Origin of the sequence: Lichenibacterium dinghuense (assembly GCF_021730615.1) — a bacterium.
Taxonomy (GTDB): domain Bacteria; phylum Pseudomonadota; class Alphaproteobacteria; order Rhizobiales; family Beijerinckiaceae; genus Lichenihabitans; species Lichenihabitans dinghuensis.
Genome location: NZ_JAJLMN010000001.1, coordinates 3,962,640 through 3,986,381 on the forward strand (window position 1 = coordinate 3,962,640; position 23,742 = coordinate 3,986,381).

Below are 23,742 nucleotides of genomic sequence, written 5' to 3' on the forward strand. Positions count from 1 at the left end.
GCTCCCAAGCCATCGACGCAGCCAGGCCAGCCCGAACCGCAGCGACGCCTAGAGGGAGAGGCGCCCTCCGCGACGGGCGGGGGGGCGACGCCGCTTGAGCCAGCGCCTCTGTCGCCGCTCGCCGACGCTGCGATCTCCCCCGCTTCCACCCTTCCGCGGGGCGCCGACGCGACGGAGCCGCCCATCGATGTGGAGGACGCGGGCGGCTCCGGTTCGGGGGGCGGCGGACCTCCGCCGGCGCCCCCGGTCCCCGGCCCGCGACAGCCCGAGCGCAGACGCCGCTTCGTGATCTCGCAACTCCTGGCGCAGCATCGCGACCGTCGAACGCGGTCCGACATGGTCGACCTTTTCGCGATGCGGCTGTCGCGCTCGATCCTGCCGAATGCCGACCTCGTGTCGGACGTCGCGGGCGGCGGCGCGGTGTCCCGGCGCGTCCTGGTCGTCGACGCCGATCCTGAGGAACTGGCGGCCAAGCGCCAGGATCTCACGACGGACGCCGTCATCGAGCCCGAGAAGCCAAGGGTGCCCGCGGCGCTGGGCGCCGCATTGCGCTTCGCCCCGCCAATTCCGGTCCCGGTCCCGGCCGCGGACGGAGGCGCCGCCGGGCCCGGCGTGGGCGGCTCCGTGTCGCTGTTGCTGCGCGGACCGGAGGGCGAGCCGGTGCAAGGGGCCGTCGTGGTGGCGACGCTGCTGAAGCGCGGCTCGGCGTCCGAGACCTGCGCGGCGGGATCGCGGTCCGACGCCGGGGGGCGCGTCGCAATCCCCTTCGACCCGGACATCTGGATGCCAGTCGCGGCCGCGGTCACGCCGGAGAACGGCTACTGGGGCACGTCCGTGCGCTCGCCGCAGGGCGGCCAGACCGTTCAACTGCTCCGACTCCCTCGCCGCGGGCCGTTCGGGTGGTGGCAGCTCCTGAGCGGGATGCCGAGCTACGACATCTCCGCCGGGCAAGGCCTCGTCGTGGGCGTGGTGGACACCGGCGTCGGACCGCACCCCTATCTCGACCACGTGCTCCCGGTCGGCGCCTTCCTGAACGGCAGGTTCATGCCCGGCGTGGAGGAGGGCCGGGACGCCTCGGATCACGGAACACACGTGAGCGGGCTGATCGCCGCCCGGCCCGCGCCGGGCAGCGGCGACTACGGCGGGATGTCACCTGGCGCGGAGGTCAGGATGGCGAGGGTCTTCGCGCCGGATCGCCTCGCCAACCAGGGCGACATCGCCCTCGCGGTGTCGTCGCTGGCCTCGACCTACAACGCCGACCTCATCAACCTCAGCCTGGCCGGGGAAGCGTCGGAGATCGAGCAGGACGCCATCATCGTGGCGCGCCGCGAAGGATCGCTCTGCGTCGCCGCGGCGGGCAACGGCGGGGGAGGCCCTGTCAGCGCACCCGCGTCCTACCCGGAATGCGCGGCTGTTTCCGCGCTCGGGCTGCTCGGCAGCTTCCCGCCTGACATCGACGCCTCCGCATCCCTGCCGGGAACGCTCGACAGGTTCGGCGTCGGCGGCCTCTACCTCGCGGCGTTCAGCAACGCCGGACCCGATCTCGCCTGCGCGGCGGCGGGCGCGGCCGTGATCTCGACCGTGCCGGGGTCGCTGCCGGGCTCCCCGGCCTACGCCGAGATGAGCGGGACCTCGATGGCGGCCCCCCTCGCCGTCGGGGCGCTGGCGGCCTTGCTGTCCCGCGACGCGACCTACCGCGCCATGCCTCGCTCGGCCGCACGGGCGGACTACGCCGCCGCGGCGCTCGCGAGCCGGGCCATGGCGGTGGGGCTGGCGCGGGTCTTCGCCGGCGCCGGCCTCGCGCGAGCCAGGTGACGGCCGATGCCGCCCGGCGGCCGGACATACATCCTGGCGCCCCGCCCCGGAGCGCCCATTCCCGCGGACTGGAAGGACGCCGTCGCGGCGCTGGCCGGCGTCCAGGTGCTCGGCCGCGACGGTCCCGGGCTGCAGATCTCCGCGGCGCCGGAGGTCGCGGAGGCGGTGCGGGCGAGGTTCGGCGGCGTGCTTCGGATCGAGCCCGTCAGGTCCCGCGCCCCCCGACGCGGGTCGGGACCTGCCCTGTGAGGATCACACCGAATAGTACATGTCGTACTCGACCGGGTGCGGCGTCATCTCGAAGCGCATCACCTCGGCCATCTTAAGCTCGATGTAGCTCTCGATCAGGTCCTGCGTGAAGACCCCGCCGGCGGTGAGGTAGGCGTGGTCGGCCTTGAGGCTGTCGAGGGCTTCGCGCAGCGAGCCGCACACGGTGGGGATCTGCGCCAGCTCCGCCTTGGGCAGGTCGTAGAGGTCCTTGTCCATCGCGGCGCCGGGGTCGATCTTGTTCCGGATCCCGTCGAGGCCCGCCATCAGCATCGCCGCGAAGGCCAGGTAGGGGTTCGCCGCCGGGTCGGGGAAGCGGACCTCGACGCGCTTGGCCTTGGGACTGTTGGTGTAGGGGATGCGGCACGAGGCCGAGCGGTTGCGCGCCGAATAGGCGAGCAGCACCGGCGCCTCGTAGCCCGGCACCAGCCGCTTGTAGCTGTTGGTCGACGGGTTCGTGAAGGCGTTCAGCGACTTCGCGTGGCGGATGATGCCGCCGATGTACCACAGGCACTCCTGGCTGAGGTCGGCGTACTTGTCGCCCGCGAACAACGGCACCCCGTCCTTCCAGATCGACTGGTGCACGTGCATGCCCGAGCCGTTGTCGCCGAACACGGGCTTCGGCATGAAGGTGGCCGACTTGCCGTAGCTCTGCGCGACCTGGTGGACGCAGTACTTGTAGGCCTGCATGCCGTCCGCCATCAGCGTCAGCCGGTCAAACTTCATGCCGAGTTCGTGCTGGGCGGACGCCACCTCGTGGTGGTGCTTCTCGACCTTGACGCCCATCGACGCCATGGCGGCCAGCATCTCGCCGCGCATGTCCTGCGCCGAGTCGAGCGGCGGCACGGGGAAGTAGCCGCCCTTGGTGCGGATGCGGTGGCCGAGGTTGCCGCCCTCGTAGACCGTGTCGGTGTTGGACGGCAGCTCGATCGCGTCGAGCACGAAGCCGGTGTTGTAGGGGTCGGCCTTGAAGCGCACGTCGTCGAAGACGAAGAACTCGGCCTCGGGGCCGACGAAGACGCTGTCGCCGATGCCGGTGGACTTCAGGTAGGCCTCGGCCTTCTTGGCGACGCCGCGGGGGTCGCGGGCGTAGGGCTCGCCGGTGGCGGGCTCCAGCACGTCGCACACGATCGACAGGGTCGAGGCCGAGAAGAACGGGTCCATGCAGGCCGTCTCGGGGTCCGGCATGAGCGTCATGTCGGACTCGTTGATGGCCTTCCAGCCCGCGATCGACGAGCCGTCGAACATCACGCCTTCGGCGAACAGGTCCTCGTCGACGATGGAGACGTCGAAGGTGACGTGCTGCCACTTGCCGCGCGGGTCGGTGAAGCGGAAGTCGACGTATTTGATGTCCTGGTCCCGGATGGCTCTCAGGACATCCTGTGCGGTCTTCATGCTGTGCTCCGGTGCGGGCGCGCGGGGACGCCCCGCCGGCCGGAGGACTACAAGGCCCCGCGCGGCCGGCGCAAGGCCCGCCGCCGCCCGGGCCCGTCAGATCGCGTCGTTGCCGGTCTCGCCGGTGCGGATGCGGATCGCGCCCTCGATGGTGGACACGAAGATCTTGCCGTCGCCGATGCGCCCCGTCTGCGCCGCGCGGCGGATGGCGTCGACGGCGCGGTCCACGAGGTCGTCGCCGAGCACGATCTCGATCTTCACCTTGGGCAGGAAGTCGACCACGTATTCGGCGCCGCGGTAGAGCTCCGTGTGCCCCTTCTGGCGCCCGAACCCCTTCGCCTCCGTGACGGTGATGCCCTGCAGCCCCACGTCCTGCAGCGCCTCCTTCACCTCGTCGAGCTTGAAGGGCTTGATGATGGCCTCGATCTTCTTCATGCGGGGTCCAACCTGTGCCGGGGCGCGAGCGTTGCGGGACCGGGCGCCGCGGGGGCGGCCCGGCCGATGCGCGGAGCTTAGCATCGCCCGTGCCACGCGCGCGACGGCTGATTCAGCCCGACGTGTCGGGATCGTGGCGAGAACCGCCGGTTTCGCGGGCGGTTCCGCCGACTGTGGGAGTGCGGCCGTGCAGCGCCCGATCGAGATCCTCACGCCCGCCGAGATGGGCCATGCCGACCGCCTCGCGGCCGCCTCCGGCACGCCGGGCCCTGTCCTGATGGACCGGGCCGGCCGCGCCGTCGCCGACGCGGCGGAGCGCATGCTGGCCGCGCGGGGCGGCCGGCGCGCCCTGGTGCTCTGCGGCCCCGGCAACAACGGCGGCGACGGCTTCGTGGCGGCGGCCGAGCTCCGGCGGCGCGGCTTCGCGGTGGACGTGGCCGCGCTCGCGCCGCTTGAGCATCTCCGGGGCGACGCGGCCGGGGCCGCGGCCGCCTGGGCCGGGCCGGTCGGCGACGCCGCCGGGGCCGACCCCGTCGCGCACGACCTCGTGGTCGACGCCCTGTTCGGCGCCGGCCTGTCCCGTCCGCTCGACGGCGCCGCCGCCGTGCTGGTCGAGCGCGTCGCGGCCGCGCGGCGGCCGGTGCTGGCGGTCGACCTGCCGTCCGGCCTGTCGGGCGAGTCCGGCGCCGCCCTGGGCCCCGCCGTCCGCGCGACCGAGACCGTGACCTTCTTCCGCCTGAAGCCAGGCCACCTGTTGATGCCGGGTCGCGAGCGCTGCGGGCCGGTGACGCTGGCCGACATCGGCATCGACCCGGCCGTGCTGGACGGCATCGGCGCGACCCTGTTCCACGATCTGCCGGACCTCTGGGAGCGCCACTACCCGCGCCCCGCCGCGGCCGGGCACAAATACACCCGCGGGCACCTCGTCGTCGTGTCGGGCCCGATGCCGACGCTCGGCGCCGCGCGGCTGTCGGCCCGCGGCGGGCTGCGGATCGGCGCCGGCCTCGTCACGGTCGCGAGCCCCGCCGACGCGCTGGCGATCCACGCCGCGCAGCTCACGGCCGTGATGCTGAAGCCCTTCGACGGGCCGGAGGCCTTGGCCGGCATCCTCGCCGACGCGCGTCTCAACGCCGTGGTGATGGGGCCGGGCCTCGGCCACGGCGCCGACGCGCCGGCGCTGGTCGCGGCGGCGCTGAAGCCCCGCGGGGCGCCGCGCGCGGCCGTGCTCGACGCCGACGCGCTGACGCTCTTCGCCGGCCGGGCCGACGATCTGGCCGCGCTGGTGCGCGGGGCGGGGGGGCCGGTGGTGGTCACGCCGCACGACGGCGAGTTCGCCAGGCTGTTCGACGGCGCCGCCGGCGTGCTCGATGCCCCCACCAAGGTCGAGCGCGCGCGGGCCGGGGCGCGGCGGCTCGGGGCCGTGGTGGTGCTGAAAGGGCCCGACACGGTCGTGGCGGCCCCCGACGGCCGCGCCGCGATCGCCGGCGAGGACGCGCCCTGGCTCGCCACGGCGGGGAGCGGCGACGTGCTGGCCGGCATGGTGGGCGGGCTGCTGGCGCAGGCCATGCCGGCCTTCGAGGCGGCCTGCGCCGCCGTCTGGCTCCACGCCGCCGTGGCGAACCACCACGGCCCCGGGCTGATCTCCGAGGACCTCCCCGAGGCGCTCCCGGCGGTGCTCCGCGCGCTGTTGGCGCGGTACGGCGGACGCTGACGGGGCCGCGTCCTCCTTCCTCTCCGTGATCGTCGGCCGGCATGGACGGCAACGGAGACGCGCAGCCGCGGACGGGCGTGGATGCGGCAGCCCACCCGCCCACCTCCGTCCCGTTCCGGCACATTCCCGTCCGGCCCCCGATTTGCGGCTTCGCCCCCGCGCGGCGCTCCGCCGTGCCGTTTCGGCGAGGTTGCCATGCGTTTCGTGCCCGTCGCCGCGGTCCTGCTCGGGACGGCGGCCCTCGCCTTCGCCCGTGCCGCGACGGTTGCCCCCGAGGCCGCCCTGCCGGTGTGGGCGCTCTTCACCTTCGCGGTGTCGGCTTTCCGCGAGCCGCTGCGCTGAGCCCACTTTTTTGCTGCATCGGGCCGGGGGCGTTGATAAGACGCTCCGTCCGGGTTGGCCGGTTGCGAGACGGGCGGGCGTGGCGGAATTGGTAGACGCGCTGGATTTAGGTTCCAGTGACTCACGTCGTGGGGGTTCGAGTCCCTCCGCCCGCACCATTTCGGCAGGTTCCCACCGGGCCGCGCGGAGCCAGCGCCGGCCCGATCCTTCCTCGCACCCGTCCTCCGCCCTGCGGCGCCCCGGGAATTGCTTTCGCCGACCCACGGCACCGAGACGAGTGAAGGACTGAGACGATGCAGGTTACCGAGATCAGCGCCTCCGGGCTCAAGCGCGAATACAAGGTCGTGCTCCCCGCCGCCGATCTGGCGTCCCGCCTCCAGGGCGAACTCGTCGGCATGAAGGACAAGGTCCGCATCAACGGCTTCCGCCCCGGCAAGGTGCCGCTGTCGCACCTGAAGCGCCTGTACGGCCGCTCCATCATGGGCGACGTCGTGCAGAACGCCGTGAACGAGGCCAACCGCAAGATCGTCGAGGACAACAACCTCCGCCTCGCGCTGGAGCCCAAGATCGACCTCGCCTCCGACCAGGCCGAGGTGGAGCGGGCCATGGAGGCCGAGGGCGACCTGTCCTTCACGGTCGCGGTCGAGACCATCCCGGCCTTCGAGACCGGCTCCTTCGAGGACCTCGAGCTGGAGCGCCAGGTCGCCGAGATCTCCGACGACGAGATCCAGCGCTCGGTCGACTCGCTCGCGCAGGGCAGCCGCTCCTACACGCCGCGCGAGGGCGACGACGCCGTCGCGGCCTCGGGCGACCGCCTGAAGATCGACTTCGAGGGCCGCATCGACGACGTGCCCTTCGAGGGCGGCAAGGGCGAGGACGCGCCGCTCGTGCTCGGCTCGAACACCTTCATCCCCGGCTTTGAGGACCAGCTCGTCGGCGCCAAGGCCGGCGAGGAGCGCCGCATCACGGTGACGTTCCCGGCCGACTACAACGCGGCCCAGCTCGCCGGCAAGGAGGCCACCTTCGACGTCAAGGTGCGCGAGGTCGGCGCGCCGGGCGAGCAGAAGCTCGACGACGACTTCGCCAAGACCTTCGGCTTCGACACGTTCGAGGCGCTGCGCGACGCCATCCGGTCGCGCATGCAGGAGGACTTCTCCCGCGCCTCGCGCGACCGCATCAAGCGCTCGCTGCTCGACGCGCTCGACAAGCGCTACAGCTTCGAGCTGCCCGAGGGCCTCGTCGGCCAGGAGTTCGACAACATCTGGCGCCAGGTCGGGGCCGAGCAGGGCCGCACCGGCAAGACCTTCGCCGACGAGGACACGACCGAGGAGGCGGCGCGTGCGGAATATCGCCGCATCGCCGAGCGCCGCGTGCGCCTGGGCCTCGTGCTGGCCGAGGTCGGCGAGAAGGCCGGCATCAAGGTCGAGGACGCCGAGGTCGGCAAGGCCCTGGTCGAGCTGACGCGCCAGTACCCCGGCCAGGAGAAGGCCGTGTGGGAGCACTACACCAAGAACCCGCAGGCCTTGAGCGAGATCAAGGCGCCGCTGTTCGAGGAGAAGGTGGTCGACCACATCGTCGGCCAGGCCAAGGTCACCGAGCGCACCGTGTCGCGCGACGAGCTGTTCAAGCCGCAGGACGACGAGGACGGCGCGCCGAAGTCGGTTCCCGGCATCGAGCAGGCCGGCGCCGAGCAGCCGTCCGAGGGCTGACGCCGTGCCCGGCGGGGCGCATGTTGCGCTCCGCCGGGGTGGACATATATTCGACGCATGGCCCCGCGGGGCCGCTGACAGGGAAGAGGGCCGGTCCGATGCAGGATCCGATCGCGATGTACAACAACTACCTCATCCCGCAGGTGATCGAGAACACGAGCCGCGGCGAGCGCGGGTTCGACATCTATTCGCGCCTGCTGCGCGAGCGCATCATCTTCCTGACCGGGCCGGTCGAGGACAACATGGCTTCGGTGATCATCGCCCAGCTGCTGTTCCTCGAAGCCGAGAACCCGAAGAAGGAGATCTCGCTCTACATCAACTCGCCGGGCGGCGTGGTGACGGCGGGCCTCGCCATCTACGACACGATGCAGTTCATCCGCCCCAAGGTGTCGACCCTCTGCGTCGGCCAGGCCGCGTCGATGGGCTCGCTGCTGCTCTGCGCCGGCGAGGCCGGCATGCGCTACGCGCTGCCCAACGCCCGCGTGATGGTGCACCAGCCCTCCGGCGGCTTCCAGGGCCAGGCGTCGGACATCCTGCGCCACGCCGAGGACATCACCAAGATCAAGCGCCGGCTGAACGAGATCTACGTCAAGCACACCGGCAAGGACTACGACACGATCGAGCGCACGCTCGACCGCGACCACTTCATGACCGCCGACGAGGCCCAGGCCTTCGGAATCATCGACAAGGTGGAGACGGTCCGCGTCGAGGCGCCCGAGACGAAGTGAGGCGAGCCGCGGGTCTGGCCCGGGGCACGCCGCCCGCCCCGGGCTTGATCTCGCCGGAAAGCTGTGTTGGCGTCGGACGTCGGCCCCCGGAGACCCTGGCGCGGTGCCGCTCCGCGCAGACCCCCATGGTGCACCTTTCATTAGCCGGCCGCGGCTAATCCTTGAAAAATGATTCGAATCGCGCCCGGCGCGAAGCGGGTCGGACTGGAGACGACAATGGTTGGAAAAGCCGGCGGCAGCGATTCGAAGAACACGCTGTATTGCTCCTTCTGCGGCAAGAGCCAACACGAAGTCCGCAAGCTGATCGCGGGTCCGACGGTCTTCATCTGCGATGAATGCGTCGAACTGTGCATGGACATCATCCGTGAGGAGAACAAGTCCTCGCTGGTGAACCGCCGCGACGGCATCCCGACCCCGCGCGAGATCTGCAAGGTCCTCGACGACTACGTGATCGGCCAGCCCCAGGCCAAGCGCGTTCTGTCGGTCGCGGTGCACAACCACTACAAGCGGCTGAACCACGCGCAGAAGCACAACGACGTCGAGCTGGCGAAGTCCAACATCCTGCTGATCGGGCCGACCGGCTCGGGCAAGACGCTGCTCGCCCAGACGCTCGCCCGCATCCTCGACGTCCCCTTCACCATGGCGGACGCGACGACCCTCACCGAGGCCGGCTACGTCGGCGAGGACGTCGAGAACATCATCCTCAAGCTTCTCCAGGCCTCAGACTACAACGTCGAGCGCGCCCAGCGCGGCATCGTCTACATCGACGAGATCGACAAGATCTCCCGCAAGTCGGACAACCCGTCGATCACCCGCGACGTGTCGGGCGAGGGCGTGCAGCAGGCCCTGCTGAAGATCATGGAGGGCACCGTCGCCTCCGTGCCGCCGCAGGGCGGCCGCAAGCACCCGCAGCAGGAGTTCCTGCAGGTCGACACGACCAACATCCTGTTCATCTGCGGCGGCGCCTTCGCGGGGCTGGAGAAGATCATCTCGGGCCGCGGCAAGGGCACGTCCATCGGCTTCGGCGCCAAGGTCCAGGCCCCGGACGACCGGCGCACCGGCGAGGTGTTCCGCAAGGTCGAGCCCGAGGACCTGCTGAAGTTCGGCCTCATCCCCGAGTTCGTCGGCCGCCTCCCCGTGATCGCCACGCTGGAGGACCTCGACGAGGAGGCTCTGAAGAAGATCCTCACGGAGCCGAAGAACGCCCTGGTGAAGCAGTACCAGCGGCTGTTCGAGATGGAGTCCACGGAGCTGATGTTCCAGGACGAGGCGCTGAACGTCGTCGCCAAGAAGGCGATCGAGCGGCGCACCGGCGCCCGCGGGCTGCGCTCCATCATGGAGGGCATCCTGCTCGACACGATGTTCGACCTGCCCGGCCTCGACGGGGTCGAGCAGGTGGTGATCGGCCCCGAGGTGGTCGAGGGCAACGCCCGGCCCCTCTACATCTACTCCGAACGCGGGGCGGAGAAGACCGGGACGGGCGCGGCCAGCGCCTGAGGGGATCGAAGGGGCGGGGCCGGCGACGGTCCCGCCCTTTCCCGTCCAGGGCTTGCTCGGGGCGGGATCGACCCGCGGCCGGCCCGCGATAGTCCTTGAATGACGATCGGGTGACCGCCATCTTTTGATCAGGGCATCGGCGACGGGGCGGTTCAGGCCGCCCGATCCGGTCGCTCCGTGCCCCGGGGTGCAGTCGTCTGGCCCCGCGGTGCGCTTCGGTCCCGTCCGGTCACATCCCGGTCGGGCGCCGCGGCGAATGTCCGACGGCGGCTTCAGGAGAAGCGCCGGCGTGCGTCTCCCTCCCGACAGGATGCAGCATGAGCAGTCCGAAACGCGCCCCCGCCACGCCAGGGTCCATCGACACCTATCCGGTCCTGCCGCTGCGCGACATCGTCGTGTTCCCCCACATGATCGTCCCGCTCTTCGTGGGCCGCGAGAAGTCCATCCGCGCGCTCGAAGAGGTGATGAAGGCCGACAAGTTCATCCTGCTCGCCACGCAGGTGAACGCCACCGACGACGACCCGGCCACCGACGCCATCTTCACCACCGGCACGCTCGCCTCGGTGCTGCAGCTGCTCAAGCTGCCCGACGGCACCGTCAAGGTGCTGGTCGAGGGCTCGCGCCGCGCCAAGGTCGGCAAGTACGTGAGGACCGACGAGTTCTACGAGGCCGACGCCGAGGCGCTGGCCGACGACCCGCTCGACAAGGTCGAGGTCGAGGCGCTGGCCCGCTCGGTGGTCAGCGAGTTCGAGAACTACGTCAAGCTGAACAAGAAGATCTCGCCCGAGGTCGTGGCCGCGGTCGGCCAGATCTCCGACTATCCGAAGCTCGCCGACACGGTGGCGTCCCACCTCGTCGTCAAGATCTCCGACAAGCAGGGCATCCTGGAGACCACCTCGGTCGCCCAGCGCCTGGAGAAGTGCCTCGGCCTGATGGAGAGCGAGATCTCCGTGCTGCAGGTGGAGAAGCGCATCCGCACGCGCGTCAAGCGCCAGATGGAGAAGACCCAGCGCGAGTACTACCTCAACGAGCAGATGAAGGCCATCCAGAAGGAGCTCGGCGACGAGGATGGCAAGGACGATCTGTCCGAGCTCGAGAACCGCATCAAGGAGACCAAGCTTTCCAAGGAGGCCCGCGACAAGGCGCAGGCCGAGCTGAAGAAGCTGAAGCAGATGTCGCCCATGTCGGCCGAGGCCACCGTGGTGCGCAACTACCTCGACTGGCTGCTGTTGATCCCGTGGAACAAGCGCTCCAAGATCAAGCGCGACCTGCCGCTGGCCGAGTCCACCCTGAACTCGGACCACTACGGGCTCGACAAGGTCAAGGAGCGCATCATCGAGTACCTCGCGGTGCAGAGCCGCGCCAACAAGCTCACCGGCCCGATCCTGTGCCTCGTCGGCCCCCCCGGCGTCGGCAAGACCTCGCTCGGCCGCTCGATCGCCAAGGCGACGGGGCGCGAGTTCGTCCGCATCTCGCTCGGCGGCGTGCGCGACGAGGCGGAGATCCGCGGGCACCGGCGCACCTACATCGGCTCGATGCCCGGCAAGATCATCCAGTCGATGCGCAAGGCCAAGACGTCCAACCCGCTCTTCCTGCTCGATGAGATCGACAAGATGGGCCAGGACTTCCGCGGCGACCCGTCCTCGGCGTTGCTGGAGGTGCTCGACCCCGAGCAGAACGCGACGTTCAACGACCACTATCTCGAGGTCGACTACGACCTGTCGAACGTCATGTTCGTGACGACGGCCAACACGCTCAACATCCCCGGCCCGCTGATGGACCGCATGGAGATCATCCGCATCGCCGGCTACACCGAGGAGGAGAAGGCCGAGATCGCCCGCACCCACCTCATCCCGGCGGCGGTGTCCAAGCACGGCCTGTCCAAGGAGGAGTGGTCGATCACCGACGAGGCGCTGCTGACCGTCGTCCGCCGCTACACGCGGGAGGCCGGCGTCCGCAACCTCGAGCGCGAGATCTCCAACCTGGCCCGCAAGGCCGTGAAGGAGATCATGATGTCGGGCTCGACCTCCGTGCAGGTGACGGACGCCAACCTCGCCGACTACCTCGGCGTGGCGAAGTTCCGCTACGGCGAGGCCGAGGCGGAGGACCAAGTCGGCGTCGTCACCGGCCTCGCCTGGACCGAGGTCGGGGGCGAGCTGCTCACGATCGAGTCGGTCGCCATGCCGGGCAAGGGCAAGATGACCGTCACGGGCAACCTGCGCGACGTGATGAAGGAGTCGATCTCGGCAGCGGCCTCCTACGTCCGCTCACGGGCGACCGACTTCGGCGTCGAGCCGCCCTTCTTCGACCGGCGCGACATCCACGTCCACGTGCCCGAGGGGGCGACCCCGAAGGACGGGCCGTCGGCGGGCGTCGCCATGGCGACCTCGATCGTGTCGGTCATCACCGGCATCCCGATCCGGCGCGACATCGCCATGACGGGCGAGATCACGCTGCGCGGCCGCGTGCTGCCGATCGGTGGCCTCAAGGAGAAGCTGCTCGCCGCCCTGCGCGGCGGGATCAAGAAGGTGCTGATCCCCGAGGAGAACGCGAAGGACCTCGCCGACATCCCGAACAGCGTGAAGAACGCGCTGGAGATCGTGCCGGTGTCCCGCCTCGACGAGGTCCTGACCCACGCCCTGGTCCGCCAGCCGACGGCGATCCAGTGGGAGGAGGACCTGTCCGCCGTGCGCAAGCCCGCGGTGGTCGAGGACGACGCTTCCGGCGTGATCGCGCACTGACCCGACCGGGATCGGGCCGAAACCAGGAAGGGCCGCGCATCGCAGGATGCGCGGCCCTTCTTCGTCGATGGGGCTTCGGTCTCCGGTCTGCTTCCCCGGCCTCGTCCGTCGGACCCGGCTCAGGGCGCGGGAGGTCGGGATGGGTCTGGACGACCGCGGGCCGCGGCGGAGCGGCCTGGCCCGCGAACCGAAACGGCGCCCGGAGGCGCCGTTCCGACCTCGCCGGTGCGTGGCTCAGTGCGCGTGGGCACCGGCCGCGCCAATCCCGGTCTCGGAGCGGACGAACTGCGCCTCGAACAGGGCGCGCTCGCGCTGGGCGCGGCGGCTGTTGTCCATCTTGGACACGACGTAGATGCCCAGGAAGGCCAGCGGCATCGAGAACAGCGCCGGGCTGCTGTAGGGGAACAGCGCCGCGCTGTTGTGGAACACGTCGACCCAGACGCCCTTGCTGAGGACGACCATGACGACGGCGGTGACGAGGCCGAGGAGACCGCCCGCGACGGCGCCGTTGGTCGTCGTGCCGCGCCACATCAGCGACATCAGCAGGACGGGGAAGTTGCAGCTCGCCGCGACCGCGAAGGCGAGGCCCACCATGAAGGCGACGTTGATGGTCTCGAACACGTACCCGAGCGCGATGGCGATCAGCCCGATGACCACCGCGGTCACTTTGGAGATCAGCACCTCGCGGCCCTCGTTCGACCGCCCGCGGGCGATCACGTTGGCGTAGAGGTCGTGGCTCACCGCGCTGGCGGCGGCCAGCGTCAGACCCGCCACGACGGCGAGGATGGTCGCGAAGGCCACGGCCGCGATGAAGCCGTAGAACAGCGAGCCGCCGACCGCCTTGGACAGCGCCAGCGCCGGCATGTTGCCGCCGCCGATGAGGCCGGTGAGCTTGTCGTAGGAGCCGTCGGGCTTGATCGTGTAGTAGGACGAGTCCGGCATCAGGAAGCAGATGGCGCCGAAGCCGATGATGAAGGTGAGGATGTAGAAGTAACCGATCAGGCCCGTGGCGAAGAACACGGACTTGCGAGCATCCTTCGCGTCCGAGACGGTGAAGAACCGCATCAGGATGTGGGGCAGGCCGGCGGTGCCGAACATCAGCGCGAGGCCGAGCGAGATGGTCGACACGGGGTCGGCCACGAAGCCGCCGGGGCCGAGGATGGCGGCGCCCTTGGGCTGGATCTTCACCGCGTCGGCCATCATGGCGTTGGGGTTGAAGCCGTAATGGAACAGCACGGCCAGCGCCATGACGGTCGCGCCGAAGAGCAGCAGGCACGCCTTGATGACCTGCACCGACGTGGTCGCCTTCATGCCGCCGAAGGCCACGTAGACGATCATCAGCACGCCGACGATCGCCACGGCGTAGCCGTAGGGCAGGCCGAACAGCAGCTTGATGAGCGAGCCCGCGCCGACCATCTGGGCGATCAGGTAGAAGGCCACGACCGTGAGGGTGCCGACGGCCGACAGCACGCGGATCGCGGTCTGGTCGAGGCGGAAGGACGCGACGTCGGCGAAGGTGAACTTGCCGAGGTTGCGCAGGCGCTCCGCGATCAGGAACAGCACGATCGGCCAGCCGACCAGGAAGCCGACCGAGTAGATCAGCCCGTCGAAGCCCGACGTGAAGACCAGGGCCGAGATGCCGAGGAAAGACGCGGCCGACATGTAGTCGCCCGCGATGGCCAGCGCGTTCTTGCCCGGCGATATGCCGCCGCCCGCGGCGTAGAAGTCGGCCGCCGTCTTGGTGCTCATGGCGGCGCGATAGGTGATGCCGAGCGTCAGCAGCACGAACAGCAGGAAGATGACGATCGCCGGCCAGTTGGTGGCGCTCTGCACGGTCTGGCCGAGGTCGGGGCCGGCCGCGACGGCCGCGGTGGCGGCCGTGAGAGCGACGGCGGCCGAGGCGACCGCGAGGGAGCGGGACGGCCGCATCACAGCGCGTCCCGGTTCAGCTGAGCGGTGAGCTCGTCGAAGCGGCCGTTGGCGCGCGACACGTAGATGCCGGTCAGCGCGAAGGCGAAGACGATGGTGAAGACGCCGAGCACGATCCCCCAGGAGATCGACGAGCCGGCGATGGTCGCGGCCATGAAGCTCTTGCCGAAGGCCGCCAGGAAGATGAAGGCCAGGTAGACCGCGAGCATGACGATCGACATCGTCCAGCCGAAGCTCGTGCGCTCCTTCACCAAAGTCTGGAAGGTCGGATCGCGTATGATCCGCCCTGTCTCGTCTATCGTCGCTGTGCTCTGCCTGTCGAGCATGAGGCCCCTCCCGCCGTGATGTCCGTCATCGGGGGATGGCTGAGCCGGGGCGCGCCGTTGTCCGGCGTCCGATCCGCGAGGCTCCGGGAGGGGCGGGCGCCGAGCCCGTGGCTGCGCCGATCCCGACCGCGGAGCGCATCGGGGATCTGCCCGCGCTTCCATCCCTGTGTTTGATCGACCGATCCGGGGCGGAACCGCCACCCGATCGGATGCCGTCACGGTATGAGAACCATTGTCATTTCGCAAGTCTGATATGCGTTAACCACATCTGCGCCGATGCCTGGGCCAAAGGTGGATAAATCCTAAATTGTCCCCCCGCGGGGTCGTCCCGCTTCGGAGCGCGGACATGCACGCCAGAACCTTCGACAGCGTCGTTCTGGCGCTCGTCCTGTCGACCCTGCCGACGTGGGACGCCTGGGCGGGGGGAGCCGGCGGCCATGGCGGCGGCGCGTTCCGGCCGATGGGGGGCGTCCGCGGCGGCTTCGGAGGCCACCCCGGCTTCGGCGGCGGATTCCGCGCGGGTGGCGGTCGCTTCGGCGGCGGACGCGGCCTGCCCCCGGTCTCGGGCGTGATCCACGAGGGCGCGGGCGGCCGCCCCTACTTCTCCGCCTACGGCCACACGAATACGGGAGCCCGCCTCGGCGGCTTCGCCCGAGGCGGCGTCCCGGACTTCGGGCGCGGCCTCGCGCCGCTGACGGTCGGCGGTGCCGTGTCCTACGGTCACGTCCGCACCGGCCTGCGCTACGGCGCGGTCCGGCGCTTTGAAGGGGTGGGCGCGGGACGCCGGCGCTTCGCCGCCGGCCGCGGCTTCGTCGGCGGTTTCGGCGGGGGCCTCGGCTACGGCGGATACGGCGGCTACGGCGCGCCGGGCACCTACGGCGATGCCGGCGTCTACGGGGGGCAGGGGACCTACGGCCAGTCCGGAACCTACGGCGGGCAGGGCACCTACGGGACGCAGAGCCTGTACGGCAACGGCGGCGGGGTGGCCTACCGCTCCGAGACGCCCCTCGCCGCCCGCTTCGCCGAGCCGCCGCTCGGCCCGAGCCCCTACGCGCCCTACAGCCCGGACGACCGCTACGCCTACGCGGCCTCCGCCGACGTCGGGCCGGGCGTGCGCGTCGTCAACGCCTATCGAGACGCGGCCGCCGGCTGCGCCTGCGGCGTCCGGCGCGAGCCGGTCGTGTACCGCTACGGGATCGGCACGGCCTATTGATCCCCCGCCCCGGCCGACGAGGCCGGGGGAGGGGTGGACGAGCCGGCGCCCGCATCGCGGGGCGGTCAGGCAGAGGTCGTCCCGGTCGGCGCCTTCAGGCGCGCCACGGTCAGCGCCACCGCGCAGGCGATCGACACGTTGAGGCTCTTGATCGGGCCCGGCATGTCGAGCCGCGCGACGGCGTCGCAGCGCTCGCGCGTCAGGCGCCGCAACCCGTCGCCCTCCGAGCCGAGCACCAGCGCCAGGGGCCGCGGCAGCTCCATCGCCTCCAGCGACCCGTCGCCGTCCGAATCCAGCCCGACCCGCAGGAAGCCGCGCTCGCCGAGCTTGTCGAGCGTGCGGGCGAGGTTGACCACCAGCGCCACGGGCACGTGTTCGAGCCCGCCGGACGCCGCCTTGGCGAGGGTGCCGCCGAGGTCGGGCGCGTGCCGGTCCTGCATCACGAGGGCGGAGACGCCGAAGGCCGCGGCGGTGCGCAGGATGGCGCCGACGTTGTGGGGATCGGTGATCTGGTCGAGGATCAGCACGACGCCGTCGTCCGGCACGTCGTCGAGCGCGATGGGCTCGATCCGCCGCGCTTCCAGCAGCAGACCCTGGTGCACCGCGTCGCGCGGCAGCCGCGCCGAGATCGCCTCAGCGCACACGACCGTCACGGGCACGCCGCGGTCGGCCGCCAGCTCCGCCACGCGTTCGGCGGCGCCCTCCGTCGCGGAGATCCGCAGCACCTTGCGCCGCAGCGAGCCCAGCGCCTCCACCACGGCGTGGGTGCCCCACAGGTAGACGGTGTCGGGCGGCGGCGCGGGCGGGCGCCGGTCGCCGTCTCCCCCGCGCGGGGGCGGGCGGCGCGAGGCGCCGGAGCCGGGCGGGCGGGCGTCGGGTCGGCCGGTGCTCCGGGGCTTGCCGGGATGGTGGGGCTTCTTGGTCGACAAGTTGAGACTCGCGGCGCGGCCGGGCGCCGCGGGCCTCCCTATTCGGCCGGCACGGCCACGATGGCAACGCCGTCCCGCCGCGTTCCGGCGGCCAGCGCCACGAGGGCCACGACGAGGCACATGACGCCGGCGGCGTAGAAGGCCGGCAGGTAGGTGCCGAGCCCCGTCCGCGCCGCGCCGGCCCCGTAGGTGGCGACGGCGGCGCCGAGCTGGTGGCCCGTGAACACCCAGCCGAACACCAGCGGCCCCTTCTCGCGCCCGAAGCTCTTCGCGGCGAGGCGCACCGTGGGGGGCACGGTGGCGATCCAGTCGAGCCCGTAGAACAGCGCGAAGATCGACAGGCCGTAGAGCGTGAAGGTGGAGTGGGGCAGCCACAGCAGCGACAGGCCGCGCAGCCCGTAATACCAGAACAGGAGCCAGCGGTTGTCGAACCGGTCGGACAGGTAGCCCGACGCCACCGTGCCGACGAAGTCGAAGATCCCCATCATGGCCAGCACCGAGGCGGCGTCGGTTTCGCCGAGCTGGAAGTCCGCGCAGAAGGAGATGAAGTGGGACTGGATCAGGCCGTTGGTGGACAGGCCGCAGATGAAGAAGGTGGCGAACAGCGCCCAGAAGGCCGGCACGCCGGCGGCCTCGCGCAGCGTCAGAACGGCCCGGCGCACCGGGCCGGGGCCGGCGGAGGCGGGCGCGGCCGCCAGGGGCGCCGCGCCGCGCGCCTCCTCGCCGTAGGCGCCGAGCCCGAGGTCCTCCGGCCGGTCGACCATGAACAGCGCCACCAGCGCCGCCACGGCCACGCAGGCCGCCACCGTGGGCACCACGGCGGCGCGCCACCCGACGTGGCTGACGAGCTGCGTCGCCAGCGGCAGGAAGGCGAGCTGGCCCGTCGCCGCGCTGGCGGTGAGCAGACCGAGCACGAGGCCGCGGCTCTTCGTGAACCAGCGGTTCGCCACCGTGGCGCCGAGCACCATGGCGGTGAGGCCGGTGCCGAGCCCGACCACGACGCCCCACAGGACGAGCAGCTGCCAGAAGGACGTCATGGCGGTCGCGAGCAGCAGCCCGGCCGAGATCAGCGCCACGGCGCAGACCACCACGGCGCGCAGGCCGAAGCGCAGGATGAAGGCGGCCGAGAAGGGCGCCATCAGGCCGAACAGCAGGATGCGCAGGGCCAGCGCCGAGGAGATCGTGGCGGTGGACCAGCCATATTCGGCGTGGAGCGGCAGGATCAGCGCGCCGGGCAGCCCCATGGCGCCCGCCGTGGTCAGCATGGCCAGGAAGGTCAGCGCGGCCACCACCCAGGCGTAGTGGATGCCGCGCCGGGCCAGGATGGCGTTCAATCGTCGGGCCAGCATGGTCAATCCCCTTCCGTCGCGGCCGGCGCCGCTTCCGTGTGGCGCGCCAGGGCGAGGAGGCTCGCGCGGAGCGCCCGCGCCTCCTCGGTGCCGAAGCTGCGGTCGAACCGGTCCTGCGCGGCGCGCCACAGCGGCAGGCAGCGCTCGCGCTTGGCGCGGCCCTCCGCCGTCAGGGCGACGCGGCGCAGCCGCGCGTCGCGCGCGTCGGGCAGAACGGCCAGGAAGCCGTCGCGCTCCAGCGGGCGCAGGTTGTGGGCCAGCGTCGTGCGGTCGAGGCCGAGCAGGTCGGACAACTCCGTCATGCTGGGCGGCGCGTCCCCGCTCCACTTGGCGAGGTTGCCCAGCACGGCATATTGCGACACGGTCAGGCCCTCGGGGGCCAGGGCGGCGTCGTAGTCCTGGCTCAGGCGACGCGCCGCCATGCGGAGCGCCGAACAGGTGCATTGGATGTCCATCGCCCCCCACCCCGCGCCGTCGCCGATGATGCGTGTATATGCACCCAATCGGGGCCGCGTCAAACCGGCCGCCGCATTCACGGGCTATTCAGCGGCGCGGCTTAGTGTGCCCTCATGACGCGTGCCGCCCTCATCCTGGCCGTGCTGGCCCTGGAATGCGGGCCCGCGCTGGCCCAAGGTCCCCCGGACGACGTCGCGCCGCTGGCCTGCGTGCGCCCCGCCCGCGCGCGCGAGCTGTTCTTCGAGAAGGGGCTCGTACCCCCGATCCGGGCGATGCGGCAGGCTTCCGACCTGTCGAACGCGGAAGCCATCGACATCCAGCTCTGCTGGTTCCGCGGCGAGCTGGTCTACGACGTGACGCTGCTCGGCCGGGACGGCCCCGTCACCCACCGCCTGGTGTCGGCCGCCACGGGCACGCCCCTCGGCCAGCGCCCGAAACCCTGATCCGAACCACCGCGAGGACAGCGCCATGAGGCTCCTGGTTGTCGAGGACGATCGCGACCTGAACCGCCAGATCGTGGCGGGGCTGGAGGGCGCCGGCTATGCCGTGGACCGCGCCTACGACGGCGAGGAGGGGCACTTCCTCGGCGACACCGAGCCCTACGACGCCGTGGTGCTCGACATCGGCCTGCCCAAGCGCGACGGCATCGCGGTGCTGGAAGCCTGGCGGGCGGGGGGCCGCACCATGCCGGTGCTGATCCTCACCGCCCGCGACCGCTGGAGCGACAAGGTCAAGGGCTTCGACGCCGGCGCCGACGACTACGTGGCCAAGCCCTTCCACATGGAGGAGGTGCTGGCCCGCGTGCGCGCCCTGCTGCGCCGCGCCGCCGGCCACGCCAGCGCCGAGCTCACCTGCGGCCCCGTCACGCTCGACACCCGCGCGGGCCGCGTGTCGGTCGACGGCAACGCCGTGAAGCTCACCTCGCACGAGTACCGGCTGCTGTCCTACCTCATGCACCACACCGGCCGCATCGTGTCGCGCGGCGAGATCGTCGAGCACCTCTACGACCAGGACTTCGACCGCGACTCCAACACGATCGAGGTCTTCGTCGGCCGCCTGCGCCGCAAGCTCGGCGTCGAGGTCATCCAGACCATGCGCGGCCTCGGCTACCTCGTGGCCCCGCCCGAGGGCGACAAGAAGCCCGCCAAGAAGGACGCGTGAGCGTGGGGGCGGGCGCCCGCCGCGCCTTCGACCGCTTCGGCCGCGGATCCATCGCGACGCGGCTGTTCCTGTCGGCCGCGTTCTGGAGCGTGCTGATCCTGCTGCTCGCCGGCGTGACGCTGTCGGCCATCAACCGCCGCTCGGCCGAGGCCGACTTCGACCAGCGCCTGTCGGTCTACGTCAGGGCGCTGGCCGCCAACCTCGGCGACCCCGGCGACGAGAACCATTCCAACCTCGGCCAGCTCGGCGAAACCATGTTCGAGCTGCCGCTGTCCGGCTGGTACTGGCAGATCACGCCGCTCGACGGCGACCCCAACGACATCCGCGCGTCGCGCTCGCTCTTCGCCGAGCGCCTGCCCAGGCTGCCGGGCGACGGCGTCGAATCGGACTTCGCCGGCATCCGGCGCGGCTACGCGATGGGGCCGGACGACCGGCGGCTGCGCCTCGTCGAGCGCGACATCGAGACCGACGACAAGCACCGCTACCTCGTCCAGGTCGCGGCCTCGCCCGAGGAGGTCGAGCTCGACATCCAATCCTTCAACGTGGCCCTGGAGGTCACGCTCGCCGTGCTGGCCCTGGCCCTCATCCTGTCGACCGTGTTGCAGGTGCGCTTCGGCCTCCGCCCGCTGCGCCAGCTCGGCGCCGGCGTCGCGGCCATCCGCCAAGGCGAGGCCGAGCGGATCGAGGGCGAATACCCGCGCGAGATCGCGCCCCTCGCCAACGAGCTGAACCTGCTCATCGTCGCCAACCGCGAGATCGTGGACCGCGCCCGCACCCACGTCGGCAACCTCGCCCACGCGCTGAAGACGCCGCTCAGCGTCATCGTCAACGAGGTGTCGGCGCCCGGCGCCGCCGAGCCGGACGGGCTCGCCGCCAAGGTGCGCGACCAGGTCGGCATCATGCGCGACCAGGTCACCCACTACCTCGACCGCGCCCGCGCGGCGGCGCGCTCGACCGTGATCGGCACCGTGACGGACGTGCGACCGGTGATCGACGGCCTCGTGCGCACCTTCGGCAAGATCTACCGCGACCGCGACATCGTGTTCGAGGCCGTGCTGCCGGACGGCCTGCGCTTCCGCGGCGAGAAGCAGGACCTCGAGGACCTCGTCGGCAACCTCGTCGACAACGCCGGCAAGTGGGCCGCGGGGCGGGTGCGCGTCACGGTCGAGACCACGAACGACCCCGGCGAGCTCGGCCCCTCGGCCCTGCTGATCTTCGTCGACGACGACGGCGCGGGGCTCGACGCGGAGGCCCGCGGCCAGGTGGCCCGGCGCGGGCGCCGCCTCGACGAATCGAAGCCCGGCTCGGGCCTCGGCCTTTCCATCGTCACCGACCTCGCCGGCACCTACGGGGGCAGCTTCACGCTGGACGAGAGCCCGCTCGGCGGCCTGCGCGCCGTGCTCCGCCTGCCGGGGAGCCGTACCGATTTCCGCCCGAATCCCGTGTGAGGCGAGCTTCGAGAAAGACTTTCGGTGTTATCGTGTCCCGGAGGGGCGCGCGGGCGCGCGCCCACCGTGAGTCGAGGGGATCGGGGCGGCATGGCGGGGATCGGGAAACGGGCGGCGTTCGTCGCTGCGGCTGTGATGGGCGCGTCGGCGCTGGCCGGCTGTTCGAGCACGGGCACGGGCGGCGTGTCCCTCGCATCCCTGTCCGCCCCGGCTCCGGCCCCCGTCCCGGCCGCGCCGCTGCCCGTGCCGGTCAACTACGGCGGCTTCCTCGGCGGCCCGGCCGGGTCGAAGCTGCCCGAGGCCGACCGCAAGGCGGCCCTCGCGGCGGAGGACGGCGCGATCGCGTCGGGCGAGCGCCGCAGCTGGAAGGGGGCCGGCGGCGTCTACGGCTTCGTGGTGCCCGGCCCGAACTCGGCCGCCGCCACCGCGATCCCGGCCGACGGCGCCCCGGCCGAGTGCCGCTCCTTCACCTCGACGATCTTCTTCGGCGGCCGGCCGCAGACCGGCAAGGGCACGGGCTGCCGCGACCTCGACGGCAACTGGCATGTGACCTCTTGAGCATGCCGCCCGTTTTGGCGTTCCCGCCCCGGTGAGGAGGCGCTAAAAGACGGGCATGGTCTGGTTAGCCTTCGCCTTCATGGCCATCGCCGCGGTGATCTGCGTGTCCTGGCCGCTGCTGCGCCCGCGCGCGAACGCGGCGGCGGACGCGACCGACGTCTCCTTCTACCGCGACCAGCTGCGCGAGCTCGACGCCGACGTCGACCGCGGCATCCTGCGCCCCGCCGACGTCGAGGCGACCCGCGTCGAGCTCGGCCGGCGCCTTATCCAGGCGTCCGAGGCCACCGGCGCCGCGCCCGCGGCGGCCCGCCGGCGCGTCGCCGCCGCGGGGATCGCGGGCGCCTTCGTGGTGGCCGCCGCGGCCGGGCTCTACGCCGAGGTCGGGCACCCCAGCCAGCCCGACGCGCCCCTCGCGGCCCGCGAGGCCGGCAAGACCGACTTCGCCTCCGCCATCGCCAAGATCGAGGCCCACCTCGCCTCCGACCCGAACGACGGCCGCGGCCTTGAGATCATGGCGCCCGTCTACATGCGGATGGGGCGGTTCGACGACGCCGTGAGGACCTACCGGGACATCATCCGCGTGCTCGGCCGCTCGCCGTCCCGCGAGGCGGAACTCGGGCAGGCCCTGGTGCTGCAGGCCGACGGCGTCGTCACGGGCGACGCCCGCCAGGTCTTCGACGCCGCGCTCAAGGACGACCCCGCCCTGCCGCAGGCGCGCTTCTTCATCGGGCTCGCGGCCCTGCAGGACGGCGACAAGGCCAAGGCCCGCGCGACCTGGGACGCGCTGATCCGCGAGGCACCCCCCGAGGCGCCCTACCTCCCCGTCGTCCGCGAGCGCGTGGCCGAACTCGACGGCGCGCCGCCCGTCCCCGCGCGGGCCGAAGCGTCCTCCCCGATGGCGCGGCCCGCCGCGGCGCCGGGCGGGCCGATGTCGGGCGCCGCCCTGCCGCCGAACATGCCGGCCGGCGCGGCCGCGATCGCCTCGCTCCCGGCCGGGCAGCAGCAGGCCGCCATCCGCGGCATGGTGGACGGGCTCGCCGCGCGCCTCGCCGAGAACGGCCAGGACGCCGCCGGCTGGCTGCGCCTCGTGCGGGCCTACCGCGTGCTGGGCGAGCAGGACAAGGCCGTCAAGGCCCTGGCCGACGCCCGCCGCAGCATGACCGGCGACCCGCAGGTGCTGGGCCAGCTCGACAGCCTGGCGCGTGAACTCGGATTGGAGAGCTGAGGCCATGCGGCGCAAGACCAAACGGCTCGTCATGATCTCGGGCGCGCTCGGCGTAATGGGCGTCGCCGCCGGGCTGACGCTCTTCGCGCTGCGCGACAGCGTGGTGTTCTTCTACGGGCCGACGGAATTCGCCGAGAAGGCCCCGGCGCTCGGCACGCGGCTGCGCATCGGCGGCCTCGTCGAGAAGGGCTCGCTGACGCGCGAGGGCGACGCCACCGTCCGCTTCGCGGTGACGGACAACGCCAGGGACGTGCGCGTGTCCTATACAGGCATCCTGCCGGACCTGTTCCGGGAAGGGCAGGGCGTGGTGGCCGAGGGCACGGTGACCGGCCCCGGCCAGTTCACGGCGGATTCGGTGCTGGCCAAGCACGACGAGACCTATATGCCGCGCGAGGTGGCCGACGCGCTGAAGAAGAGCGGCCAGTGGCAGCCCGACGGCAACACCGCCTCGGCGGCGCCGGCGCTGCTGCCGGCTTCGGCCTCGGCCGCCATCCGCTGAGGCGCCCCG

Annotated in this window: 22 protein-coding genes and 1 tRNA gene; 16 read left to right on the forward strand and 7 right to left on the reverse strand. The window is 71.7% G+C overall.

Annotated elements, in window-relative coordinates:
- The first annotated feature begins 336 nt into the window (after positions 1-336).
- Positions 337-1,815 carry a S8 family serine peptidase gene (locus tag L7N97_RS18915; RefSeq protein WP_237479841.1) on the forward strand — a complete coding sequence of 493 codons (1,479 nt, stop codon included), beginning with the start codon at positions 337-339 and terminating at the stop codon, positions 1,813-1,815.
- Between the two features lie 6 nt (positions 1,816-1,821).
- A complete protein-coding gene (locus L7N97_RS18920; RefSeq protein WP_237479842.1) occupies positions 1,822-2,064 on the forward strand; it encodes a hypothetical protein in 243 nt (80 codons plus the stop codon).
- Positions 2,065-2,067: 3 nt separating this feature from the next.
- On the opposite strand, the gene glnA is transcribed toward L7N97_RS18920, so the two are convergent.
- Both glnA and L7N97_RS18930 read right to left on the reverse strand, forming a co-directional pair.
- Positions 2,068-3,477 carry a type I glutamate--ammonia ligase gene (glnA, locus tag L7N97_RS18925; RefSeq protein ID WP_237479843.1) on the reverse strand — a complete coding sequence of 470 codons (1,410 nt, stop codon included), beginning with the start codon at positions 3,475-3,477 and terminating at the stop codon, positions 2,068-2,070.
- 96 nt (positions 3,478-3,573) lie between these two features.
- Entirely contained in the window at positions 3,574-3,912 is a 339-nt protein-coding gene (locus L7N97_RS18930) for a P-II family nitrogen regulator (RefSeq protein ID WP_237479844.1), read from the reverse strand.
- Between the two features lie 187 nt (positions 3,913-4,099).
- Here L7N97_RS18930 and L7N97_RS18935 point away from each other — a divergent pair, with 187 nt between their 5' ends.
- From L7N97_RS18935 to lon, 7 genes are all read left to right on the forward strand, one after another.
- Positions 4,100-5,623, forward strand: a complete 1,524-nt coding sequence (locus L7N97_RS18935) for an NAD(P)H-hydrate dehydratase (protein WP_309242819.1) — start codon at positions 4,100-4,102, stop codon at positions 5,621-5,623.
- A gap of 195 nt (positions 5,624-5,818) precedes the next feature.
- Positions 5,819-5,965, forward strand: a complete 147-nt coding sequence (locus tag L7N97_RS18940; protein ID WP_237479845.1) for a hypothetical protein — start codon at positions 5,819-5,821, stop codon at positions 5,963-5,965.
- A 73-nt stretch (positions 5,966-6,038) separates the two neighbouring features.
- Positions 6,039-6,123 (forward strand) — tRNA-Leu (locus L7N97_RS18945).
- Positions 6,124-6,258: 135 nt separating this feature from the next.
- Complete coding sequence (gene tig, locus L7N97_RS18950) at positions 6,259-7,674, forward strand: trigger factor (RefSeq protein ID WP_237479846.1); 1,416 nt, start codon at positions 6,259-6,261, stop codon at positions 7,672-7,674.
- Between the two features lie 98 nt (positions 7,675-7,772).
- Positions 7,773-8,402: an ATP-dependent Clp protease proteolytic subunit gene (locus tag L7N97_RS18955; RefSeq protein WP_237479847.1), complete on the forward strand. Its 630-nt coding sequence runs from the start codon at positions 7,773-7,775 to the stop codon at positions 8,400-8,402.
- A gap of 216 nt (positions 8,403-8,618) precedes the next feature.
- Entirely contained in the window at positions 8,619-9,899 is a 1,281-nt protein-coding gene (gene clpX / locus L7N97_RS18960; protein WP_237479848.1) for an ATP-dependent Clp protease ATP-binding subunit ClpX, read from the forward strand.
- A gap of 317 nt (positions 9,900-10,216) precedes the next feature.
- Positions 10,217-12,640 (forward strand): endopeptidase La, encoded by a 2,424-nt coding sequence (gene lon / locus L7N97_RS18965; protein ID WP_237479849.1) that lies wholly within the window; start codon positions 10,217-10,219, stop codon positions 12,638-12,640.
- Positions 12,641-12,874: 234 nt separating this feature from the next.
- Here the strand turns inward: lon and L7N97_RS18970 are convergent, their stop codons facing one another.
- On the reverse strand, positions 12,875-14,569 hold the full coding sequence (locus L7N97_RS18970; protein ID WP_237479850.1) for a cation acetate symporter: 1,695 nt from the start codon (positions 14,567-14,569) through the stop codon (positions 12,875-12,877).
- Positions 14,569-14,895 (reverse strand): DUF485 domain-containing protein, encoded by a 327-nt coding sequence (locus tag L7N97_RS18975; protein WP_237479851.1) that lies wholly within the window; start codon positions 14,893-14,895, stop codon positions 14,569-14,571. Before L7N97_RS18975 ends, L7N97_RS18970 begins: the two co-directional genes overlap by 1 nt.
- Positions 14,896-15,241: 346 nt before the next feature.
- Between L7N97_RS18975 and L7N97_RS18980 the strand changes: the two genes are divergently transcribed.
- Entirely contained in the window at positions 15,242-16,108 is an 867-nt protein-coding gene (locus tag L7N97_RS18980; protein WP_237479852.1) for a hypothetical protein, read from the forward strand.
- A 65-nt stretch (positions 16,109-16,173) separates the two neighbouring features.
- Here the strand turns inward: L7N97_RS18980 and rlmB are convergent, their stop codons facing one another.
- The 3 genes from rlmB to L7N97_RS18995 are packed head-to-tail and all read right to left on the reverse strand — an operon-like array spanning position 16,174 to position 18,841.
- Positions 16,174-17,037 (reverse strand): 23S rRNA (guanosine(2251)-2'-O)-methyltransferase RlmB, encoded by an 864-nt coding sequence (gene rlmB, locus L7N97_RS18985; RefSeq protein ID WP_237479853.1) that lies wholly within the window; start codon positions 17,035-17,037, stop codon positions 16,174-16,176.
- A gap of 38 nt (positions 17,038-17,075) precedes the next feature.
- Positions 17,076-18,386, reverse strand: coding sequence for an MFS transporter (locus L7N97_RS18990; RefSeq protein WP_237479854.1), 1,311 nt, complete (start codon positions 18,384-18,386; stop codon positions 17,076-17,078).
- Positions 18,387-18,388: 2 nt separating this feature from the next.
- Positions 18,389-18,841: a MarR family winged helix-turn-helix transcriptional regulator gene (locus tag L7N97_RS18995; protein WP_237479855.1), complete on the reverse strand. Its 453-nt coding sequence runs from the start codon at positions 18,839-18,841 to the stop codon at positions 18,389-18,391.
- A 114-nt stretch (positions 18,842-18,955) separates the two neighbouring features.
- On the opposite strand from L7N97_RS18995, the gene L7N97_RS19000 reads away from it, so the two are divergent.
- The 6 genes from L7N97_RS19000 to ccmE all read left to right on the forward strand — a co-directional run bounded on the left by L7N97_RS19000 (position 18,956) and on the right by ccmE (position 23,733).
- Positions 18,956-19,285: a PepSY domain-containing protein gene (locus tag L7N97_RS19000; protein WP_237479856.1), complete on the forward strand. Its 330-nt coding sequence runs from the start codon at positions 18,956-18,958 to the stop codon at positions 19,283-19,285.
- Positions 19,286-19,310: 25 nt separating this feature from the next.
- Positions 19,311-20,003, forward strand: a complete 693-nt coding sequence (locus L7N97_RS19005; protein ID WP_237479857.1) for a response regulator transcription factor — start codon at positions 19,311-19,313, stop codon at positions 20,001-20,003.
- Positions 20,000-21,451 (forward strand): sensor histidine kinase, encoded by a 1,452-nt coding sequence (locus L7N97_RS19010; protein WP_237479858.1) that lies wholly within the window; start codon positions 20,000-20,002, stop codon positions 21,449-21,451. The genes L7N97_RS19005 and L7N97_RS19010 overlap by 4 nt, the downstream gene beginning before the upstream one ends.
- 90 nt (positions 21,452-21,541) lie before the next feature.
- Positions 21,542-22,009, forward strand: a complete 468-nt coding sequence (locus L7N97_RS19015) for a hypothetical protein (protein WP_237479859.1) — start codon at positions 21,542-21,544, stop codon at positions 22,007-22,009.
- Positions 22,010-22,064: 55 nt separating this feature from the next.
- A complete protein-coding gene (gene ccmI, locus L7N97_RS19020) occupies positions 22,065-23,234 on the forward strand; it encodes a c-type cytochrome biogenesis protein CcmI (protein WP_237479860.1) in 1,170 nt (389 codons plus the stop codon).
- Positions 23,235-23,238: 4 nt separating this feature from the next.
- Positions 23,239-23,733 (forward strand): cytochrome c maturation protein CcmE, encoded by a 495-nt coding sequence (gene ccmE / locus L7N97_RS19025; protein ID WP_237479861.1) that lies wholly within the window; start codon positions 23,239-23,241, stop codon positions 23,731-23,733.
- The last annotated feature ends 9 nt before the right edge of the window (positions 23,734-23,742 follow it).

Excerpts from the sequence above, each read along its gene's own strand:
- L7N97_RS18915 (WP_237479841.1), top strand. The coding sequence starts at position 337 with ATGGTCGACCTTTTCGCGATGCGGCTGTCGCGCTCGATCCTGCCGAAT.
- L7N97_RS18920 (WP_237479842.1), top strand. The coding sequence starts at position 1,822 with ATGCCGCCCGGCGGCCGGACATACATCCTGGCGCCCCGCCCCGGAGCG.
- glnA (WP_237479843.1), bottom strand. The coding sequence starts at position 3,477 with ATGAAGACCGCACAGGATGTCCTGAGAGCCATCCGGGACCAGGACATC.
- L7N97_RS18930 (WP_237479844.1), bottom strand. The coding sequence starts at position 3,912 with ATGAAGAAGATCGAGGCCATCATCAAGCCCTTCAAGCTCGACGAGGTG.
- L7N97_RS18940 (WP_237479845.1), top strand. The coding sequence starts at position 5,819 with ATGCGTTTCGTGCCCGTCGCCGCGGTCCTGCTCGGGACGGCGGCCCTC.
- tig (WP_237479846.1), top strand. The coding sequence starts at position 6,259 with ATGCAGGTTACCGAGATCAGCGCCTCCGGGCTCAAGCGCGAATACAAG.
- L7N97_RS18955 (WP_237479847.1), top strand. The coding sequence starts at position 7,773 with ATGCAGGATCCGATCGCGATGTACAACAACTACCTCATCCCGCAGGTG.
- clpX (WP_237479848.1), top strand. The coding sequence starts at position 8,619 with ATGGTTGGAAAAGCCGGCGGCAGCGATTCGAAGAACACGCTGTATTGC.
- lon (WP_237479849.1), top strand. The coding sequence starts at position 10,217 with ATGAGCAGTCCGAAACGCGCCCCCGCCACGCCAGGGTCCATCGACACC.
- L7N97_RS18970 (WP_237479850.1), bottom strand. The coding sequence starts at position 14,569 with ATGCGGCCGTCCCGCTCCCTCGCGGTCGCCTCGGCCGCCGTCGCTCTC.
- L7N97_RS18975 (WP_237479851.1), bottom strand. The coding sequence starts at position 14,895 with ATGCTCGACAGGCAGAGCACAGCGACGATAGACGAGACAGGGCGGATC.
- L7N97_RS18980 (WP_237479852.1), top strand. The coding sequence starts at position 15,242 with ATGCACGCCAGAACCTTCGACAGCGTCGTTCTGGCGCTCGTCCTGTCG.
- L7N97_RS18990 (WP_237479854.1), bottom strand. The coding sequence starts at position 18,386 with ATGCTGGCCCGACGATTGAACGCCATCCTGGCCCGGCGCGGCATCCAC.
- L7N97_RS18995 (WP_237479855.1), bottom strand. The coding sequence starts at position 18,841 with ATGGACATCCAATGCACCTGTTCGGCGCTCCGCATGGCGGCGCGTCGC.
- L7N97_RS19000 (WP_237479856.1), top strand. The coding sequence starts at position 18,956 with ATGACGCGTGCCGCCCTCATCCTGGCCGTGCTGGCCCTGGAATGCGGG.
- L7N97_RS19005 (WP_237479857.1), top strand. The coding sequence starts at position 19,311 with ATGAGGCTCCTGGTTGTCGAGGACGATCGCGACCTGAACCGCCAGATC.
- L7N97_RS19015 (WP_237479859.1), top strand. The coding sequence starts at position 21,542 with ATGGCGGGGATCGGGAAACGGGCGGCGTTCGTCGCTGCGGCTGTGATG.
- ccmI (WP_237479860.1), top strand. The coding sequence starts at position 22,065 with ATGGTCTGGTTAGCCTTCGCCTTCATGGCCATCGCCGCGGTGATCTGC.
- ccmE (WP_237479861.1), top strand. The coding sequence starts at position 23,239 with ATGCGGCGCAAGACCAAACGGCTCGTCATGATCTCGGGCGCGCTCGGC.